Raw genomic sequence first — 18,196 nt, forward strand, 5'->3', positions numbered from 1 at the left:
GATGAACCCCCAGGAGAGGATCCTGGCCCAGGTCAGGGACCTGGACGTTCTGTGGGCGCGGACGGTTTCGAACCGCCGACATCTGCTTTGTAAGAGCAGCGCTCTACCCCTGAGCTACGCACCCGTGGATGAGGCATCAGCGTACACGGCCGCCGGGGCGCCCCCGCAAACCGGTACGGGGGGTATCCCCACCATCGGGACGGTGGGCGGCCGGATCGGCCGGGGCGCTGTTCGCTCCTACGGTGGAGGCTCAGCCGAGACGCGTCGGCCCGGACGGGCGGCGCTGTGTATCTGGGGGACGAACATCGTGGCCGTGAGCCGTAAGCGCAGCCGTACTCTGCTCGCCGTGGGCGGGACCGTGCTCGTCGCGGTGGTCCTGAGCGGGTGCGGGAGCGACGTGGACGCCTCGGGCGCCACGGAGGAGAAGCGGTCGTTCGCTCTGCACGGGGACACGCTGACGATCGACGCCGGGGACGCCACGGTCGAGCTGGTACCCGCCGATGTGAAGGCGGTCGAGGTGACTCGGCGGGTCGACGGATGGGTGTTCCTGGGGACCGGGCCCAAGGCCACCTGGAAGATGACGGGCGGCAGGCTTTCGCTCAAGGTGACCTGTACGGCGGTGGCGAGCAGCTGTGAGTCGTGGCACCAGGTGAAGGTGCCGCGCGGGGTGGCGGTGACGGTGAACGGGGACAACGGGAGGGTGACCGCGACCGGGTTCGACACCGCGCTGAGGCTGCGGTCGGACAACGGGGCGGTGACGGTCCGGAACTCCAGCGGGCCGCTCGACCTGAGGAGCGACAACGGAAAGATCGTGACGGAGGGGATCTCCGCCAGGACCGTGAGCGCGACGTCGGACAACGGCGCGGTACAGCTGGGGCTGGCCGCCGCGCCCGACCGGGTCGACGCCGTGAGCGACAACGGGAGGATCGTGATCGACCTGCCCGGGCCGGGGACCTCGTACGCGGTGACGGCCAGGAGCGACAACGGCAAGGTCGATGTGGACGTCCCGACCGACAGCGGCAGCCCGCACGTCCTGAACGCGCGCAGCGACAACGGGCAGGTCACGGTCCGCAGCGCGCGGTAGGTACGGGTTCCGGGTGCGCGCCGTGAGCCGGTGCCGGGACCTGTGCCGGGACCTGTGCCGGGACCTGTGCCGGGACCTGTGCCGGGACCTGTGCCGCAAGCGTGAACCGACAGGCCCGTGTGTTCGTCCTTACCTGGTGGGAGAATGGTCCCAGCGGGCCCAGGCAGGGTGAACTCGGCACGGGAGAGGGATGTGACGGCGAGACACGCGCAGCCGCACGTAAGAGCGAAGGCGAGTGCCGTCCGTGATGTCCTCACGCTGATGCTGCTGCCGGTGCCACTGGTCCTGGCGGCGTTGCCGGGCGCGTTCGCCGGCGGGGGTACGCGGCGCTGGTTCGGGGGGCGCGGGGAGAGTCAGCGGGCCGACGCCCAGGCGGCGAAGGACGCGGCGGCCGCCGCGTTCTACGAGCTGGACACGGCCCAGCGCGATCTGCGGATCTCGATCGAGACGATCTCGGCGGTCGACAGCTCGCCGGGGGCCCGGCGGGCTCTGGACGACTTCGCGGCTCTGGGGCGCCGGATCGACGAGGCGAGCAGCGGCTACATCAACGCCGTGGACGCGCACGATCTGGACCGGGACGACCTGGAGCCGTCCGCCGCTTCCCAGGCGCGTGGCGATCTGACGAAGGCCAAGGACGAGCTGAACCGGGTCAAGAGCGATCTGGACCGGTTCGAGCAGGGGCTCGGGCCGCTGCTGGACAAGGCCGAGACGCAGCTGGCGCGGCTCGCGCCGGCGGTGGAGCGGGCGCGACAGGCGCTCCTTTCCGCGAGCAATGCTCTCGATTCGGTGCGCGGCTCCGGACTGCGAGCGGACGATCTCGCCGCCCGGCTCGCCGCCCTCGGTCCCGAGCTGACCAAGCTCAACCAGGGCGCCGGCCAGCACGGCGTGCCGGAGACGCTCCAGCGCGCCGACCGGGTCCTGCGCGACGCCGGGGCCGTACGGGCCGAGGCCGAGCGGCTGCCCGAGCGCGCCCAGGAGATCGACCGCCGTCTCGTGTCGCTGCGCACCCGCGCCCAGGCCCTGACGAATCGCGCCGGCTCCGTGGAGCCCGTGCTCAGCGAGCTGCGCCGCCGCTTCACCGCCGCCTGCTGGCAGGACCTCCAGCATGTCCCCGACCACGCGGCGGACAGTGTCCGGCAGGCCGAGGAGAAGCTGAGGGAAGCGACCACGGCACGCGCGGAGCAGCGGTGGCCCGACGCGACCTCGCTGCTCAGTACGGCGCGGGCCCTGCTGAACAGCACCGACGAGGCGGTGTCGGCCGCCGGTGACCGGTTGCGGCGGCTGAACGCGGTGGCGAAGGACCCGCAGCAGGAGATCGACCGCACCCGGTTCGCGATCCGGGACGCGCAGCGGCTCGCCATGGCCGGCCGCAGTACACCCGAGCCCCGGCACGCCCGCCCCCTGGACGAGTCGGTGGCCCGGCTGGACCGGGCCGTGGCCGCGCTGGAGGGCCGCCATCCCGATTACTGGCACTTCCTGACGGAGACCGAGGCGGTGCGGCAAGCCGTGGCGCGGGTGGTGACGGAGATCCGCGAGGCGCGCGGGGCGGGCGCCGGGCACAGCGCCTGAGTGGCCTCCCGGCCTGGTCGGGCGGATGCTGGGTTGATACGTACCGCGTAAGGACACGTAACGCCTAAGGAGGCCCTTTTCCATGGCCACCCAAGCGCTCCGCCGGCCACCGCGACGGCATGCCAGGCGGCATGTCCGACTCGACGAACAGCTCCCGCTCGACCACCGGCTCAACCAGGTCTACCGCATCGGCGGCGGCCTGACCGGCTTGGTGCTGGTCGCTTTCGGCATCCTGGGGCTGATCGACAAGATCGGCTTCTTCAGCACCGGCGGCGACCGGGTCGCGGGCCTCAACACCAACGGCGCGCTCAGCGTGATCTCCATCTGCGTCGGGGTGCTGCTGCTCGCCGGCATGCTGATCGGCGGAAACGTCTCGTCGACGGTCAACATGATCTTCGGTGTCGTGTTCATCGTGAGCGGGTTCGTGAATCTCGCCCTGCTCGACACGAGTTCCAATTTCCTCGCGTTCCGCATGCAGAACGTGCTGTTCAGCTTCGTGGTCGGCGTGATGCTGATGTTCTTCGGCATGTACGGGAGAGTCAGCGGCAGCCTGCCGCACGACAATCCGTACTGGCGGGCTCGCCACCCGGAGGAGGCGGAGAAGGAGCGGCGCGACCGGGCCAAGGGCCGGCGGGGCCAGGTCGGCGTCGGGTGACACAGCGCCGGCCACACACCACCGTCGGCTGACACCGCCGCGCACCGACACCGCGACGCCGCCCAGCGCCACGGCCGGGCGGATAGCCTGAGCCCATGCCTCGTTACGATTTCCGCTGCCGCTCGTGCGGCGACACCTTCGAAGTCAGCCGCCCGATGGCGGAGTCGGCCGCTCCCGCGTCATGTCCCGCCGGGCACGACGACACCGTGAAGCTTCTCTCCACCGTCGCGGTCGGCGGCGCCGCCAAGGGTGGCGCCGCCGCTCCCGCCCCCTCGGCCGGGGGTGGCGGCGGAGGCGGGTGCTGCGGGGGCGGCTGCTGCGGCTGACCCCGAGAGGCTCGGGGTCACGGCGGCTGACCCCGAGAGGTACGGGTCAGGCCGGGTCCAGGCCTGCGGCGAGGCTGAGACGCCGCAGGATCTCCTCCCCCGCCGCGACGCCCTTGTCCCTGAGCAGGTCGACGTGCGGCGCGCTCCAGCCGGTCTCGGCCAGTTCGCCGTGGCCCGGCCGCCAGGCGCGGTCGGCGGCCAGCAGCAGATCGGCGTCGAGGAGCGAGTCGCCCGCCGCGAGGGTGAGTTCGGCTCCGGTGCGGCGGGCGACCTCGCGCATCGCGGCGCTCTTCGTGAGCGGCTGCGGTACGGCGTAGACCTTGCGGCCCTGGAGCGAGACGGTCCAGCCGCGCCCCGCGGCCCAGTCGCCGAGCTCCTTCACCCAGCCCTCGGGCAGCAGGGCGCGGTCGACGACGAGATAGGCGAACAGGTCTTCGGCGACCCGCTCCTTGAGCAGCCACGCGGGGTCGGCGGCGGCCAGCAGATGGGCGCGGACCTCCGCCAGGGGGGCGGACCCGGCCGCGAGCCGGCCGGTCACCTGAGCCGTCCAGTCGGGGTCGGTCACCCCGTCGACCAGCAGCTGCCCCCCGTTGGCACAGATGGCGAACCGGGGCGCGGGGCCCGGTAGGCGGACACGTTCGTACTGCTCACGGGTGCGGGTGGTCGTCGGGACGAACACGGTGGCGCGGGCGAGCCGGTCGAGCAGCCCGGCGGCCGTCTCCGTGAGATACGACAGAGGCAGGCTCCCGTACACCTCGACGCAGAGCAGCCGGGGCGCCTCGGCGTCGGGCATCGGCAGCTGGAGCGCGGCGGCCGAGTAGATGAGCGTGCGGTCGAGATCGCTGGCGACGAGCGTCGACAGCTCCGAGGAACTGGTCACGACGCGAGCACCGCCTTGCCGTCCGCACCGGTCGCGCCGCGCGTGAAGCGCGGATGGATGAGGCCGACGCAGGTGTACGGGAGGCCGTCGACCTCCTCGACCGGTACGCCGCGCTCCTCGGCCAGCAGCCGGATGTGGTGGATGTCGGCGCCCGCCCCGCGCTGGGCCAGGATCTTCCAGGGGACGCGGCGCAGCAGGACCCGGGTCGTCTCGCCGACTCCCGGCTTGACGAGGTTCACGTCGTGGATGCCGTACTCCTCACTGATCCGCTCGACGGCCGCCCAGCCCTCCCAGGTGGGGGCGCGGTCGGCGGAGAGGAGCTCCTTGACGTCGGCGTCCACGGCGCCCGCGACCTCGTCGAAGCGGGCCGCGACGGTGTCCAGGAAGAGGCCCGAGACGTCGGCGCCGGCGAGTTCGCGGTAGTGCTTCGCGCCGTGGAAATCGTCCGGACCGATCAGGTCGGAGCGCAGGACCGTACGGGAAATCAGGCCGGAGACCGTGGAGTTGAGGCAGGCGGAGGGGATGAGGAAGTCCTCCCGGGTGCCGTAGGTGCGGACGCAGCCGCCCGGGTCGGCGAGGACGGCGATCTCGGGGTCGAAGCCGCCGAACCCGGTGAGCGCCTCGGCCAGTTCGCGGGTGATGGCGCCCTTGCCGGTCCAGCCGTCGACGAAGACGACATCGGCGGGGTCGTGGTGGGCGGCGAGCCAGCGCAGGGCGTTGGCGTCGATGCCCCGGCCGCGCACGATGGAGACCGCGTAGTGCGGCAGGTCCAGGCCGTGCCGCCGCTGCGCCCAGCGGCGCATCAGAGCGCCGACGGGCGTGCCGGCGCGGACCAGGGAGACCAGGACGGGGCGGGGGGTGCGCTCGGCGAGCACGGTCTCGGTGACGGTGCCGACGGCGCGGGCGACCCGGGCGGCCGAAAGCTCCAGGGCGGCCTTGAACAGCTCCTGGTACTTCGGGCTCGGCTGGTATTCGACGGGCAGGGATTCGGCGTAGTGCGCGCCACCGCTCTGTATCGCCTCCTCGCGCTCCTCCGTGGGGGCCTCCAGCTCGACACCGGACAGGTCCTTGAGGAGCCAGCCGACCTCCTCGGGGGCGTACGAGGAGAAGGCGGGGCCGCGGAGGGGTTCGGGCAGCATGGCGGGTTCCTGCCGTTGAGGGGGCTGCGAGGACGTGCGCGTGCCCGCCGGGGCGTACGGGACGGTCGCGGCGACGGTCGGGACGTACCCGGGGACGTACGAGGGGACGACGGCCAGCACGACACGCGGTATGTGCGCGCCGAGCTGGGCCAGCAGGCCGTCCGGGGCGTGCAGTGCGGGGGAATCCGCGGGCGTGTCGACGACGGCGACCACGGCGTCGAAGCCGCCGCCCGCCACGTTGTACGCGTACCGGTCGCCACGGCCGGCGCTGTCAGGCCCGTCCGGTCCGTCCGGGAAGGCGGCGGAGTCGTGCGCGGGGAAGACGAGCCGGCTACGGATGGCGTATCCGGGATCGTCCACGGCCAGCACCGGCGACCGCGTCGTGGTGGAGTACCTGATCTCCGCGCCGGTGGTCCGCTCCAGCGTTTCGGCCAGCCGCAGCGGCGCGTACATCAGCTCCTCGAAGCCGAGGACGAGGACGCGCCGGGCTCCGGCCAGCTCGGCTGCCAGGGTGGCCGCCATCCGGGGCAGCGCCGCGTCGAGACGGGCCCGGTGGGCGGGGGTGAAGCCGTGCCGGCCGCCGTCCGGGACCCCGGCCGGCCAGTCGAGCTCCGCGCGGACGGGCGCGGGCGCGGTGGGCGCGGGCGCGGGCGCGACGGGCGCGGTGGGCACCTCGCGGCCCCCCGCCTCACGGCCCCCCGCCTCGCGGCCCCGCGCCTCACGCTCCGCGCGCGCCTCGTACTCCGCCACGAGCGCCTGGCCCTTCTCCAGGACGCCGTCCGGGAGCCGGACCGTACCGGAGGCGAGGGCGATCAGGTCCACGCGGGCCCCGATCTCCCGGGCGAATTCGGTGAGCCTGCCCTGGTCGGCCGCCGAGCGCATGTCGACGAGGGCGACGATGACGTACCAGTCGCGGGGGTAGCGCTCATGCAGGTCGCGGATGGTGTTGAGGACGGTGTTCCCCGTGGAGAACTCGTCGTCGACGAGGACGAGCGGGCCGTCCCCGGCGAGCAGCCCCGGGTCCTCGGGCAGCAGCAGATGCGAGGTGGCGTGCGAGTGCGACTCCTCGAAGCCGCCCGCACGGGCGACGCCCGCGACCGGGCGGCGCGTGGAATGCAGGTACGGGGCGCGGCCCACCCCGTCGGCGACCGCGTGGCCGAGGCCGGTGGCGGTCTCCGCGTAGCCGAGTACCACCGCGTGCGCGACGTCCGCGCCCAGCAGCTCCCGTACGCGCTCGCCGAGCGCGGTCCCCGTCGCGTAGACGACTCCGGGGCGCTGGGGCACGTGTTTGCCCAGCACGTTCGAGACCAGCAGATGGGCCCGCTTGGGGTTGCGGCGCAGGGCCAGGCCCAGCAGCCCGTGCAGGCCCTCACCGCCGGAGAGCTCGACTCCCAGCCGCTCCGCGACCCATGTTCCGGACCACACCATGCCGACGATCTCTTCCTTCGTTGACGTCACCGGATTCGCCGCCGAACCGTCCACTGGCGTCCCGTTCGCAGGTATCCCGCTCATTCGGCGAGTCCGGCGGTGAGCAGGTCCACGAAGCCGACGTCCTCGCGCGCGACGCCGAAGACCTCGGCCCGCTGGAGGGTGCGGACGGCCCAGGCGCGGTGCGGCTTCACTTCATTCATCTTGTTCGTGTACGCCGAGCGCAGCACCCCGCCACCGCCCCGCTCCGGCCGCAGGATGTCCTGGGCGTCGCTGAATTCCTCATGGCTGACCACCGACAGCGCGTGGACCGGCGGGACGTGCGAGGGGTGGATGCACGTCTTGCCCAGGAGCCCGTTGGCCTGGTCGAGCGCGATCTCGCGCAGCAGCCCGTCGAGGTCGTGTTCGATCAGTTCGGTACGCAGGTCCTCGGCCCGCCCTTCGAGGAAGGGGCTGCGCCGCAGCTGGGGTTTGAACATGCGCTCCTGGAGCCGGAAGTACTCCCAGACCGGGCCGGTGATCGTGAAGCCCGAGCCGTCGGCCCGCCCCAGCACGTTCACCACGTCCGCGATGACCCCGGCGACGATCCGTACGTCGTACGCCGTCATGTCGGGCGACCGGCGCAGGCCGTACGCCGAGCAGAAGTCGGTGACACCGAGCCGCAGCGCGAGGACCCGGTCACGGTATTTGCCGACGGTGTCGACGATCCCGGTGAGCGTCGCGGTCCTGGTCTCCAGGTGCAGCAGCTCGGGCGATTCGAGCACGGGCATCGCGTAGAGCTTGCGGCCGCTCGCGTTCTCCGCCTCCACCAGCGCTTCGAGGAACGGCGTTCCGCGCTCTTCGGTGAACTTGGGAAGGACGAATCCGGACAGCAGCCGGATCGCGGGGCCGAGCCGCCGCGCCAGGTCCGGAATCTGTTCCGGCTCGCGGACGCGGATGAAGAGCAGCGGGGTCTCGGCGCCTCGCGCGTCGAGGTCCAGGAACTGCCGGACCAGATTGGTCTCGGCGTCGCCGACCTCGGAGTCGTTGATGGAATCCTCCAGGCACAGCACCATGGAGACGACGCCGCGCCCGGCCTGCTTCAGCACGTCGTCGGCCAGCCGCGACCGGGTCGCGGGGCTGTACAGCGTGGCGCCGAGGCCGGCCGACAGCATGGCGGCCGGGGAGTCCGCGGTGAATTCGCGCGGCTCCTGATGGAACAGGCCCTCTCGGACCGAGGGCGGGACGTGCCCGAAATGACGCATAAGAATCCCCCGTACCGCCGATGTGGCCATTGGTCATGTGGCCGGTAATAGTACGTATGGTCGGGTGTCAAGAGTTCCCCGGCCGCGTGAAATCCTGGTTACCCGCCCGCTTCGTGTACGTGTTCCTGACGTACTCAGACGTACCGAACAACCCCCACGTTGTCCACGCGGGCAGCGGGAAGGCAGGATGACGGGTATGACGCACGCGATGCTGAAGGGCTCGAACGTCCCCCTCGACGCCATGGCCGTACGAGCCGTGCTGCACTGGTCCCCGGGTCCCGGGATCCCCGATGTGGACGCCTCCGCCCTGCTGCTCGGGCCCGGCGGCCAGGTGCGTTCCGACGAGGACTTCGTCTTCTACAACCAGCCGCGCCATCCCTCGGGTGTGGTGCGGCACCTGCCCAAGAAGCAGGTCGGTGAGGCACTGACCGACAGCGTCGAGGCGGATCTCGGCGCACTCGACCCTTCGGTCGAACAGATCGTCCTCGCGGCCTCCTCGGACGGCGCGAGCTTCCAGCACGTGAGCGACCTGCGGATTCTGCTCTTCGACGCGGGCGACGCGAGCGATACCGACGGCGAACCGCTGGCCGTCTTCGAGGTCACGCCGGAGACCGGCGAGGAGACGGCGATCATCTGCGGGGAGCTGTACCGGCGCGGGGAGGGCTGGAAGTTCCGCGCGGTGGGTCAGGGGTATCCGACCGGTCTGATCGGGCTCGCCACCGCGTTCGGCATCTCCGTGGACGATTCGGAGGGGGCGGAGGAGCCGGAGGACCCGGGCTCGGGCTGGTCGGACGTGTCTCCGGCGGCCCCGGGGGCCGAAGAGGCCGACCCGTCGGCCGCCACCATCACCTATCCGGGGCCGGACGGCGACCCGACCACACAGCTGCCGCCGCCCCCGGCCCTGCCCCCCACCCAGCCGCTCGCCCCGCCGCCGTCCCAGCCGGCGTACGGCTACCCGCAGCCGCCCCTGCCGTCCGCCCAGCCCCCCTACGGCTATCCGCAGCCCGTGTCGGCGCCGGCGCCGACGTACGGCTATCCCCAGCCGGCCGCCGCGGCCGCCCCGGCACCTGATCCGAACTTCCGGCTGCCCCCGATGGGGCCGCAGTTCGCCGGCCGGTAGTCCCGGAACGCCGGGGCCGCCGCGGCGGCCCCGGCCGGCGAACTCGCGTGGGGCGCCGCGTCCCTCCCCGTGCACGGCGGCCCGTCTCAGGTCTTCGTCTTGTAGCCGCGCCCCCACTGCATGCCCCAGCCGTACAGCCGGTCCAGCTCCGCCTGGAAGCCGTAGACGAACTTCACCTCGCGGCGCACCACCAGCTCGCCCTTGACGCTGTCCAGCGAGAACACGGCGCAGGACCGGGCCTCGGGAGCATGGGCGTCGAGGTCGATCTCTATCCGGGGGCCGCTGCTCGGGAAGAGTGTGACCTTGGCGTGCGTCCGGTCGAAGGCCGGCGTCTGGTCGTAGATGTAGACGAAGACCAGCAGCCGCTTGATCTCGTCCCAGTGATCGAGATTGACGAAGATCGTCTCGCCCGAGGGGGCGCCGAACCGGTCGTCGCCGCTGAGCTTCACGTACGGCGGCCCGTTGAGGTCACCGAACAAGCCGCCGAGCGGCTGTACGACGCCCTTGCTGCCGTCCTGCAGTTCGTACATGCAGCCGATGTCCAGGTCCACATTGACCACGCCCTGGGTGTGGGCCTGCACCACCTCGGGCTTGAAGAGCTTCAGGGGGTTGCGCAGCAGCCCGCCGCTCTGCCGCGACCGTCCCTCGATGTCCGAACCGCGCATCCGCCAGGACAGGTTCACGCGCAGGTTGCCCGTCGCCGCGCTCTGCTTGGAGAGCGAGACCGCCGGACGCCGCTTGGTCAGCTCGATGGAGTTGGACACGGCGCTGCCCGATTCGAAGGGCGGCGCCCCGCCCAGCCGCAGATTGTCCCAGAAGGCCATACCCCACCCACTTCACTCGTCAATGCCACCGTCGTCGCCCCGTCACCGGACAGAACATGTCACGTCGTGTCACAGGACAGAACAACGGGGCGGTCAGGAGGCTTCCGCTTCCTGACCGCCCCGTTCAGAGCGTTCCCTCGATACCCGCCTGGTCACACCCCGTGGGACCGGCTCACCGGAGGGCTCACCGGCGCACGGCTCAGACGGGCAGTGCCGCCTTGTCCACGTCCGGGTCCTTGTCCCCGCCCTCGCCGCCGCCCTCGCCGCCGCCCTCGGCCTCCAGCCGCTTGTTGCGGCGGACCGAGGACCAGAAGGAGGCCGCGATCAGGACGACCCCGACCAGGCCGGTGATGACCTCGTTGATCGAGTGCTGGATGGTGACGAGCAGGATCACCGAGAGCGCGCCGATCGCGTAGTGCGCGCCGTGCTCCAGGTAGACGTAGTCGTCCAGGGTGCCCTGACGGACCAGGTAGACCGTCAGCGAACGGACGTACATCGCGCCGATGCCGAGGCCGAGCGCCATCCAGAAGATCTGGTTCGTGACGGCGAAGGCGCCGATGACCCCGTCGAAGGAGAAGGAGGCGTCCAGGACCTCCAGGTACAGGAAGAGGAAGAACGCGGCCTTGCCGGCCAGGCCGATCGCGGAGACCGGCTTGCCCGCGGCCTTGGCCTTCTCCTCCTCCTCGTGCTCCTGCTCCTCCTGCTCCTCCAGCCGGTTCTCGAAGTGGGCCGAGAGCCCGCCGACGACGAGGTACGTGATCAGTCCGGCGACCCCGGCGAGCAGCACGGTGGCCGACTTGTCCTGGTAGCCGGTGCTGGTGTGGGCGTGGGTGGCGAAGGTCAGCGCGGTCACGAGCAGCGCGATCAGCGCGACGCAGACCGAGAGCATGTCGACCTTGCCGAGCTTGGCCAGCGGACGCTCCAGCCAGGCCAGCCACTTGATGTCCCGCTCCTCGAAGATGAAGTCGAGGAAGATCATCAGCAGGAACATGCCACCGAAGGCGGCGATGGCCGGGTGGGCGTCGGTGACCAGGGACTCGTACCGGTCCGGGTGGTCGAGCGCGATCTGGACGGCGTCGATGGGGCCGACCTTGGCGCTGATGGCGACGATGACGACGGGAAAGACCAGCCGCATACCGAACACCGCGATGAGGATGCCGACGGTGAGGAAGATCTTCTGCCAGAAGGCATTCATCTTCTTCAGGATTCCGGCGTTGACGACCGCGTTGTCGAACGACAGCGAGATCTCAAGGATCGACAGGATCAGTACGATCCCGAACGCCTCCCACCCCCACTGCCAAGCCGCGAAGGCGAGGCCGATCGCCGTGATGGCGACCGACCAGCCGAAGGTTTTCAGGAACACTTACTACCCCATCTGGTGATTGCCGGGGTTTCCCCCGTACAGAGCATTGCTTTACGAAACGTTGACCCCGAAGTCTAGGGCGATGCCCCGCAGTCCGGACGCGTACCCCTGACCCACGGCCCGGAACTTCCACTCGCCGCCGTGGCGGTAGAGCTCGCCGAAGATCATGGCCGTTTCGCTGGAGGCGTCCTCGCTGAGGTCGTAGCGCGCGAGCTCCTGCCCGTCCGCCTGATTGACCACCCGGATGAAGGCATTGCTGACCTGTCCGAATGTCTGGCCGCGGTTGTCGGCGTCGTGGATCGACACCGGAAAGACGATCTTGTCGCAGGTGGCGGGCACCTGGGAGAGGTCGACCAGCAGCGACTCGTCGTCGCCGTCTCCCTCTCCGGTCAGATTGTCACCCGTGTGTTCGACGGATCCGTCCGGACTGGTCAGATTGTTGTAGAAAATGAACCATTCGTCACCGAGCACCCGGCCCGACTGGCAGAGCAGCGCGCTGGCGTCGAGGTCGAAAGGCGCCCCGGTGGTGGAGCGCGCGTCCCAGCCGAGGCCGACCAGCACCTGAGTGAGGTTCGGTGCGGCCTTGGAGAGGGAGACGTTGCCTCCCTTGGCGAGCGTGACGCCCATGATGTGTGTCCTCCCCGCGGTGGAGTGGTGTCGTGCTGCCCGGCATGGCGCGCTTGACGTCATGCCCGTTCGCACCCTGTTCATGCCGTTCGCGTCCGTACCGATGCACGTCGGATACCGCCCGGACGCACGTCCGGCGCCGCACGAAGCGTGCGGCGCCGGACGTGCGTCGACAACGGACGCGACGAGCGGTCCGTCAGACGTTGACGCCGAAGTCCTGGGCGATCCCGCGCAGACCCGAGGCGTAGCCCTGGCCGATCGCGCGGAACTTCCACTCGGCGCCGTTGCGGTACAGCTCGCCGAAGACCATCGCGGTCTCCGTCGAGGCGTCCTCGCTCAGGTCGTAGCGCGCCAGCTCGTTGTTGTCGGCCTGGTTGACGACGCGGATGAAGGCGTTGCGCACCTGGCCGAAGGACTGCTGGCGGCTCTCCGCCTCGTAGATCGAGACGGGGAAGACGATCTTCTCGACGTCGGCGGGGACCGTCGCCAGATTGACCTTGATCGCCTCGTCGTCGCCCTCGCCCTCACCGGTGAGGTTGTCACCGGTGTGCTCGACGGACCCGTCGGGGCTCTTGAGGTTGTTGAAGAAGATGAAGTTCCCGTCGATGGCGACCTTGCCCTCGGCGTTCGTCAGCAGGGCGCTGGCGTCGAGGTCGAAGTCACTGCCGGTGGTCGTACGGACGTCCCAGCCCAGACCCACGGTAACCGCGGTCAGGTTGGGCGCGGCCTTGGTCAGCGAGACGTTTCCGCCCTTGCTGAGGCTGACTCCCACGAGTCCTCCCTATGGTTTCTGCGTCGGCATCGGATCAACGACTGGATCCTAGTGAGCGGTTCCCGGTCGCTGTGCGATTTCAGTTTGGTGGATGACGGTGAATCCGCGCGGTGGATTCAGAGGGCGGCGAGCGCCTTGACGTACTCGTCGAGGTCCCTGGCGTCCGGCAGACCGTTCACCACGGTCCAGCGCACGACGCCCTCCTTGTCAATGATGAAGGTGCCGCGCACGGCGCACCCCTTTTCCTCGTCGAAGACGCCGTACGCCCGCGAGATCTCGCCGTGCGGCCAGAAGTCCGACAGCAGCGGGTACTCCAGGCCCTCCTGCTCGGCGAAGACGCGCAGGGTGTGGATGGAGTCGTTCGAGACGGCGAGCAGCTGGGTGTCCTCGTTGACGAACGAGGGCAGTTCGTCGCGGAGCGCGCACAGCTCGCCGGTGCAGACGCCGGTGAAGGCGAAGGGGTAGAAGAGCAGCACCACGTTCTTGCCGCCCGTACCGCCGTCGGTGGAACGGAAGTCGGACAGTCGCACGGTCCGCCCGTGGTTGTCCTTCAGTTCGAAGTCCGGGGCGAGGGTGCCGGCCTCGATCGCCATGGAAGTACGTCCTTTCCGCCTGTGACATAAACCGTCAGATGCGGCCCAGCCTACGCACGGGGCCCCCACCGACGATGGTCGGCGGGGGCCCTCCAGGCCTCTGGTCACGGCCCGCGACGTGCGCGCTCGATGCGGCGCTCTGGGTCAGCGCTTGGACTTCGCCGCCTTGGGGGTGACGAGCCGGTGGCCGGTCCAGTCCTTGCCGGCGCTGATGCTCTTGGTCTGGGACAGGCCGGCGGTCTGCGACGCCTCGTTGATGTCGCTCGGCTCGACGTAGCCATCACGGCCGGTCTTGGGCGTGAGCAGCCAGATCGCTCCACCCTCCTCGATCAGACCGATGGCGTCCACCAGCGCGTCCGTAAGGTCGCCGTCCTCGTCGCGGAACCACAGCAGGACGGCGTCAGCCACGTCCTCGTAATCCTCGTCGACAAGCTCCTGGCCGATGACGGCCTCGATGGACTCGCGGAGCTCCTGCTCGACGTCGTCGTCGTAGCCGATCTCCTGGACCACCTGTCCGGGCTCGAACCCCAGCCTTGCGGCCTGGCTGGTTCGTTCCTCCGCGTGGTCCGCGGTCGCGCTCACGGATTGCCTCCTGATCATGTTTCGGAAAATGCTTCAGCCACGCGCGTGCGCGGGGCATTGGCCGTAGTCCACACGGACGGGACGGATCGCGCAAGTACCCAGCCGCCGAGACCGCCTGAACGGTGACGATACGGGCGGCTTTACCCCATCTCCTGCCGCTTCACGAGTGACTCCTGTGACACAGGCCATACGCTTCCTCCTTCTTTGCCATGCTATGCCGCTTCGGTGGGCCATTCGGGTCCGGACGGCAGAACGGAACGCATGGGTGACTTGGGCGTAAGGTTGCGATTTGACCGAAGTGCGAACCGGGCTCGGTAGGGGATTTCCCGGAGTCTGCTGGTTACTCCTCGGTAGAGATGACGTTTCCGTCGGCGCGGTACACGATGGAGGCGGTTTACGTGCCCATGCCCCGGGCGGGTTCGCGGGAGAGCCGCGGCCCCCGGGCCCGCGAGAAGCAGTATCCCGACGGCGTGCGTTGCATCGATCGCGTGCAGGGCACGACACGACCAAACAGCGAAGGACAAGCGTGGCTTCCGGATCCGATCGCAGCCCGATCATCATTGGCGGCCTTCCCAGCCAGGTCCCGGATTTCGATCCCGAGGAGACCCAGGAGTGGCTCGACTCGCTCGACGCCGCCGTTGACGAACGGGGCCGTGAACGCGCCCGTTACCTGATGCTCCGATTGATCGAACGCGCGCGCGAGAAGCGTGTGGCTGTGCCCGAGATGCGCAGCACGGACTACGTCAACACCATCGCCACCAAGGACGAGCCGTTCTTCCCCGGCAACGAGGAGATCGAGCGCAAGATCCTCAACGCGACCCGCTGGAACGCGGCCGTGATGGTGTCCCGCGCGCAGCGCCCGGGTATCGGTGTCGGCGGCCACATCGCCACCTTCGCCTCCTCCGCCTCCCTGTACGACGTGGGCTTCAACCACTTCTTCCGGGGCAAGGACGGCGGCGACGGCGGCGACCAGATCTACTTCCAGGGCCATGCCTCCCCCGGCATCTACGCCCGCGCCTTCCTGCTCGACCGGCTCAGCGAAACGCAGCTCGACGCGTTCCGCCAGGAGAAGTCCAAGGCGCCGTACGGCCTCTCCAGCTATCCGCACCCCCGGCTGATGCCGGACTTCTGGGAGTTCCCGACCGTCTCGATGGGGCTCGGCCCCCTCGGCGCGATCTACCAGGCCCGGATGAACCGCTACATGGAGGCGCGCGGCATCGCCGACACCTCCGCCTCACACGTCTGGGCGTATCTCGGCGACGGCGAGATGGACGAACCCGAGTCGCTGGGCCAGCTGTCCATCGCCGCCCGGGAGGGCCTCGACAACCTGACCTTCGTCGTGAACTGCAACCTGCAGCGCCTCGACGGCCCGGTACGCGGCAACGGCAAGATCATCCAGGAGCTGGAGTCGCAGTTCCGCGGCGCCGGCTGGAACGTCATCAAGCTGGTCTGGGACCGCTCCTGGGACCCGCTGCTCGCGCAGGACCGCGACGGCGTGCTGGTGAACCGGCTGAACACCACGCCGGACGGGCAGTTCCAGACGTACGCCACCGAGACCGGCGCGTACATCCGCGAGCACTTCTTCGGCGACGACCAGCGCCTGCGCGCCATGGTCGAGAACATGTCCGACGAGCAGATCCTGCACCTGGGGCGCGGCGGTCACGACCACAAGAAGGTCTTCGCGGCGTACGCGGCGGCCAAGGCCCACAAGGGCCAGCCGACCGTGATCCTGGCGCAGACGGTCAAGGGCTGGACGCTCGGGCCGAACTTCGAGGGCCGCAACGCGACCCACCAGATGAAGAAGCTGACGGTCTCCGACCTCAAGGGCTTCCGCGACCGGCTGCACCTCCCGATCACGGACCAGCAGCTGGAGAACGGCCTGCCGCCGTACTACCACCCGGGCAAGGACTCGGAGGAGATCCAGTACATGCACGACCGGCGCAAGGCGCTGGGCGGGTACGTGCCGACCCGGGTCGTGCGGGCGAAGCCGCTGAATCTCCCCGACGACAAGGCCTACGCGGCGGTGAAGAAGGGCTCCGGGCAGCAGTCGATCGCCACCACCATGGCGTTCGTCCGGCTGCTCAAGGACCTGATGCGGGACAAGGAGATCGGCAAGCGCTTCGTGCTGATCGCCCCCGACGAGTACCGCACCTTCGGGATGGACTCGTTCTTCCCGAGCGCCAAGATCTACAACCCGCTGGGCCAGCAGTACGAGTCCGTGGACCGCGAGCTGCTCCTCGCGTACAAGGAGTCGCCGACCGGCCAGATGCTGCACGACGGCATCTCCGAGGCGGGCTGCACGTCCTCGCTGATCGCGGCGGGTTCGGCCTACGCCACGCACGGCGAGCCGCTGATCCCGGTGTACGTCTTCTACTCGATGTTCGGTTTCCAGCGGACCGGCGACCAGTTCTGGCAGATGGCCGACCAGCTCGCGCGCGGCTTTGTGCTGGGCGCGACCGCCGGCCGTACGACTCTGACCGGTGAGGGTCTCCAGCACGCGGACGGCCACTCGCAGCTGCTGGCCTCGACGAACCCGGCCTGTGTCGCGTACGACCCGGCCTTCGGCTTCGAGATCGCGCACATCGTCAAGGCCGGTCTGCGGCGGATGTACGGCCCGGACAGCGAGGACGTCTTCTACTACCTCACCGTCTACAACGAGCCGATCCAGCACCCGGCCGAACCCGCCGACGTGGATGTCGAGGGCATCGTCCAGGGCATCCACCGCTTCAAGCGGGGCGACGGGGGCTCGATCCCGGCGCAGATCATGGCGTCCGGCGTGGCCGTGCCGTGGGCGGTCGAGGCCCAGCGGATCCTCGCCGAGGAGTGGAACGTCCGGGCCGACGTCTGGTCGGCGACCTCCTGGAACGAACTCCGGCGCGAGGCCGTCGAGGTGGAGCGGTACAACCTGATGCACCCCGAGGAGGAGCAGCGGGTGCCGTACGTGACACGGAAACTGTCCGCCGCGGAGGGTCCGTTCGTGGCCGTCTCCGACTGGATGCGTTCCGTTCCGGACCAGATCGCGCGCTGGGTGCCCGGTACCTACCAGTCGCTGGGCGCGGACGGATTCGGCTTCGCGGACACGCGCGGTGCGGCCCGTCGCTTCTTCCACATCGACGCGCAGTCGATCGTGCTCGGCGTCCTCACCGAGCTGGCCAGGGAGGGCAAGGTCGACCGTTCGCTGCTGAAGCAGGCGATCGACCGCTACCAGCTGCTCGACGCGTCGGCGGCCGACCCGGGTGCGGCCGGCGGCGACGCGTAACCACCTCGCGGAAGAGCGGGGAAGAGCGAGAGGTAGCGAGAGGGCGGCGGGCCCCGGGGGCCCGCCGCCCTTCTGTTCACCCGGCCGGTCCTGACCGTCGCTCCGTCGGACCGGCGATCCCGAGCGGCACGCGGACCGGCCCGGTCCGCGACCTCATCCGGCCGCGTGAGCGGGGGCCCCGCATGTCCCTTTCTGTCGCGTACCCCCGCTCCGCCCGCCAAACGCTCAGCGCTCCCAGACCTTGAAGGCCCTGACGCGGTACGGGGATCGAGGCACCCAGGTGCCGCCGCCCGGGTAGGTCTCGAACTCCCCGGTCTCCGCGCACTCCTCGGACTGATAGGTGGTCACGGGCCGCCCGGTGCGGTTGGCGAGCGACTGGACGGTGACGCCCCCGGCGAGCGGCACACAGCTCTCGATGTCGATCCGGGAGAGCTCGTGCGTCTGCCGCGCCCCCGTGAAGTCGTCCTTCTGCCAGAGGCAGAGCTCGCCCGCCCCACATGGGCCGAGACGGGGCGGCACGGCGGTGGAGATGGCGGTGGAGGTGGCGGTCACCGTCGCGGTCGCGGCGGTCTGCGGCAGCAGGGCGGCGACGGCCAGTACCCCGACAGCGAGGGCCTTCGGCACGGTCGCGCGCCTGTTCGCACGCGCGGTCGGGCGGGCTGTCGGGCGTGCGCGCCTGTTCGTACGTGTGCTCAGGCGCGCGGTCGGGCCCGTGGTCCTGAAAGTGGTGG

Annotated in this window: 16 protein-coding genes and 1 tRNA gene; 6 read left to right on the forward strand and 11 right to left on the reverse strand. The window is 70.2% G+C overall.

All coding sequences use genetic code 11. The features are described from left to right. Positions 1 to 52: 52 nt before the first annotated feature. Positions 53 to 124 (reverse strand) — tRNA-Val (locus tag ACIBAE_RS17495). A gap of 183 nt (positions 125 to 307) precedes the next feature. Here ACIBAE_RS17495 and ACIBAE_RS17500 point away from each other — a divergent pair. The 4 genes from ACIBAE_RS17500 to ACIBAE_RS17515 all read left to right on the forward strand — a co-directional run bounded on the left by ACIBAE_RS17500 (position 308) and on the right by ACIBAE_RS17515 (position 3,634). Further along, positions 308 to 1,084 carry a DUF4097 family beta strand repeat-containing protein gene (locus tag ACIBAE_RS17500; protein WP_399285824.1) on the forward strand — a complete coding sequence of 259 codons (777 nt, stop codon included), beginning with the start codon at positions 308 to 310 and terminating at the stop codon, positions 1,082 to 1,084. Between the two features lie 192 nt (positions 1,085 to 1,276). Continuing rightward, the gene (locus tag ACIBAE_RS17505) at positions 1,277 to 2,653 is read left to right on the forward strand and encodes a hypothetical protein (protein WP_399285826.1); all 1,377 of its coding nucleotides are present in this window, start codon (positions 1,277 to 1,279) and stop codon (positions 2,651 to 2,653) included. Between the two features lie 82 nt (positions 2,654 to 2,735). After that, a complete protein-coding gene (locus ACIBAE_RS17510; protein ID WP_399285828.1) occupies positions 2,736 to 3,308 on the forward strand; it encodes a DUF4383 domain-containing protein in 573 nt (190 codons plus the stop codon). A 95-nt stretch (positions 3,309 to 3,403) separates the two neighbouring features. After that, the gene (locus tag ACIBAE_RS17515; RefSeq protein ID WP_399285830.1) at positions 3,404 to 3,634 is read left to right on the forward strand and encodes a zinc ribbon domain-containing protein; all 231 of its coding nucleotides are present in this window, start codon (positions 3,404 to 3,406) and stop codon (positions 3,632 to 3,634) included. A gap of 46 nt (positions 3,635 to 3,680) precedes the next feature. On the opposite strand, the gene ACIBAE_RS17520 is transcribed toward ACIBAE_RS17515, so the two are convergent. The 3 genes from ACIBAE_RS17520 to ACIBAE_RS17530 all read right to left on the reverse strand — a co-directional run bounded on the left by ACIBAE_RS17520 (position 3,681) and on the right by ACIBAE_RS17530 (position 8,325). Continuing rightward, positions 3,681 to 4,496 (reverse strand): HAD family hydrolase, encoded by an 816-nt coding sequence (locus ACIBAE_RS17520; RefSeq protein WP_399286122.1) that lies wholly within the window; start codon positions 4,494 to 4,496, stop codon positions 3,681 to 3,683. Between the two features lie 14 nt (positions 4,497 to 4,510). Then, entirely contained in the window at positions 4,511 to 7,081 is a 2,571-nt protein-coding gene (locus ACIBAE_RS17525) for a phosphoribosyltransferase (protein WP_399286125.1), read from the reverse strand. 80 nt (positions 7,082 to 7,161) lie between these two features. Further along, a complete protein-coding gene (locus tag ACIBAE_RS17530; RefSeq protein ID WP_399285832.1) occupies positions 7,162 to 8,325 on the reverse strand; it encodes an HpcH/HpaI aldolase/citrate lyase family protein in 1,164 nt (387 codons plus the stop codon). A 187-nt stretch (positions 8,326 to 8,512) separates the two neighbouring features. Here ACIBAE_RS17530 and ACIBAE_RS17535 point away from each other — a divergent pair, with 187 nt between their 5' ends. Beyond that, entirely contained in the window at positions 8,513 to 9,445 is a 933-nt protein-coding gene (locus ACIBAE_RS17535; RefSeq protein WP_399285834.1) for a TerD family protein, read from the forward strand. An 86-nt stretch (positions 9,446 to 9,531) separates the two neighbouring features. Here the strand turns inward: ACIBAE_RS17535 and ACIBAE_RS17540 are convergent, their stop codons facing one another. The 6 genes from ACIBAE_RS17540 to ACIBAE_RS17565 all read right to left on the reverse strand — a co-directional run bounded on the left by ACIBAE_RS17540 (position 9,532) and on the right by ACIBAE_RS17565 (position 14,206). Next, on the reverse strand, positions 9,532 to 10,269 hold the full coding sequence (locus tag ACIBAE_RS17540; protein ID WP_399285836.1) for a Tellurium resistance: 738 nt from the start codon (positions 10,267 to 10,269) through the stop codon (positions 9,532 to 9,534). Positions 10,270 to 10,468: 199 nt separating this feature from the next. Next, the gene (locus tag ACIBAE_RS17545) at positions 10,469 to 11,632 is read right to left on the reverse strand and encodes a DUF475 domain-containing protein (protein WP_399285838.1); all 1,164 of its coding nucleotides are present in this window, start codon (positions 11,630 to 11,632) and stop codon (positions 10,469 to 10,471) included. Between the two features lie 51 nt (positions 11,633 to 11,683). Further along, the gene (locus tag ACIBAE_RS17550; RefSeq protein ID WP_399285840.1) at positions 11,684 to 12,259 is read right to left on the reverse strand and encodes a TerD family protein; all 576 of its coding nucleotides are present in this window, start codon (positions 12,257 to 12,259) and stop codon (positions 11,684 to 11,686) included. 196 nt (positions 12,260 to 12,455) lie between these two features. Continuing rightward, on the reverse strand, positions 12,456 to 13,031 hold the full coding sequence (locus ACIBAE_RS17555; RefSeq protein ID WP_399285842.1) for a TerD family protein: 576 nt from the start codon (positions 13,029 to 13,031) through the stop codon (positions 12,456 to 12,458). A gap of 116 nt (positions 13,032 to 13,147) precedes the next feature. Continuing rightward, the gene (locus tag ACIBAE_RS17560) at positions 13,148 to 13,624 is read right to left on the reverse strand and encodes a peroxiredoxin (protein ID WP_399285844.1); all 477 of its coding nucleotides are present in this window, start codon (positions 13,622 to 13,624) and stop codon (positions 13,148 to 13,150) included. A 144-nt stretch (positions 13,625 to 13,768) separates the two neighbouring features. Further along, complete coding sequence (locus tag ACIBAE_RS17565) at positions 13,769 to 14,206, reverse strand: DUF3052 domain-containing protein (RefSeq protein WP_399285846.1); 438 nt, start codon at positions 14,204 to 14,206, stop codon at positions 13,769 to 13,771. 526 nt (positions 14,207 to 14,732) lie between these two features. Between ACIBAE_RS17565 and aceE the strand changes: the two genes are divergently transcribed. Then, a complete protein-coding gene (gene aceE, locus ACIBAE_RS17570) occupies positions 14,733 to 17,465 on the forward strand; it encodes a pyruvate dehydrogenase (acetyl-transferring), homodimeric type (protein ID WP_399285848.1) in 2,733 nt (910 codons plus the stop codon). Positions 17,466 to 17,690: 225 nt separating this feature from the next. Here aceE and ACIBAE_RS17575 read toward each other — a convergent pair whose 3' ends face one another. Next, on the reverse strand, positions 17,691 to 18,089 hold the full coding sequence (locus tag ACIBAE_RS17575) for a peptidase inhibitor family I36 protein (protein ID WP_399285850.1): 399 nt from the start codon (positions 18,087 to 18,089) through the stop codon (positions 17,691 to 17,693). Positions 18,090 to 18,196: the final 107 nt, after the last annotated feature.

Origin of the sequence: Streptomyces sp. NPDC051569 (genome assembly GCF_044454085.1) — a bacterium.
Classification (GTDB): Bacteria; Actinomycetota; Actinomycetes; order Streptomycetales; family Streptomycetaceae; genus Streptomyces.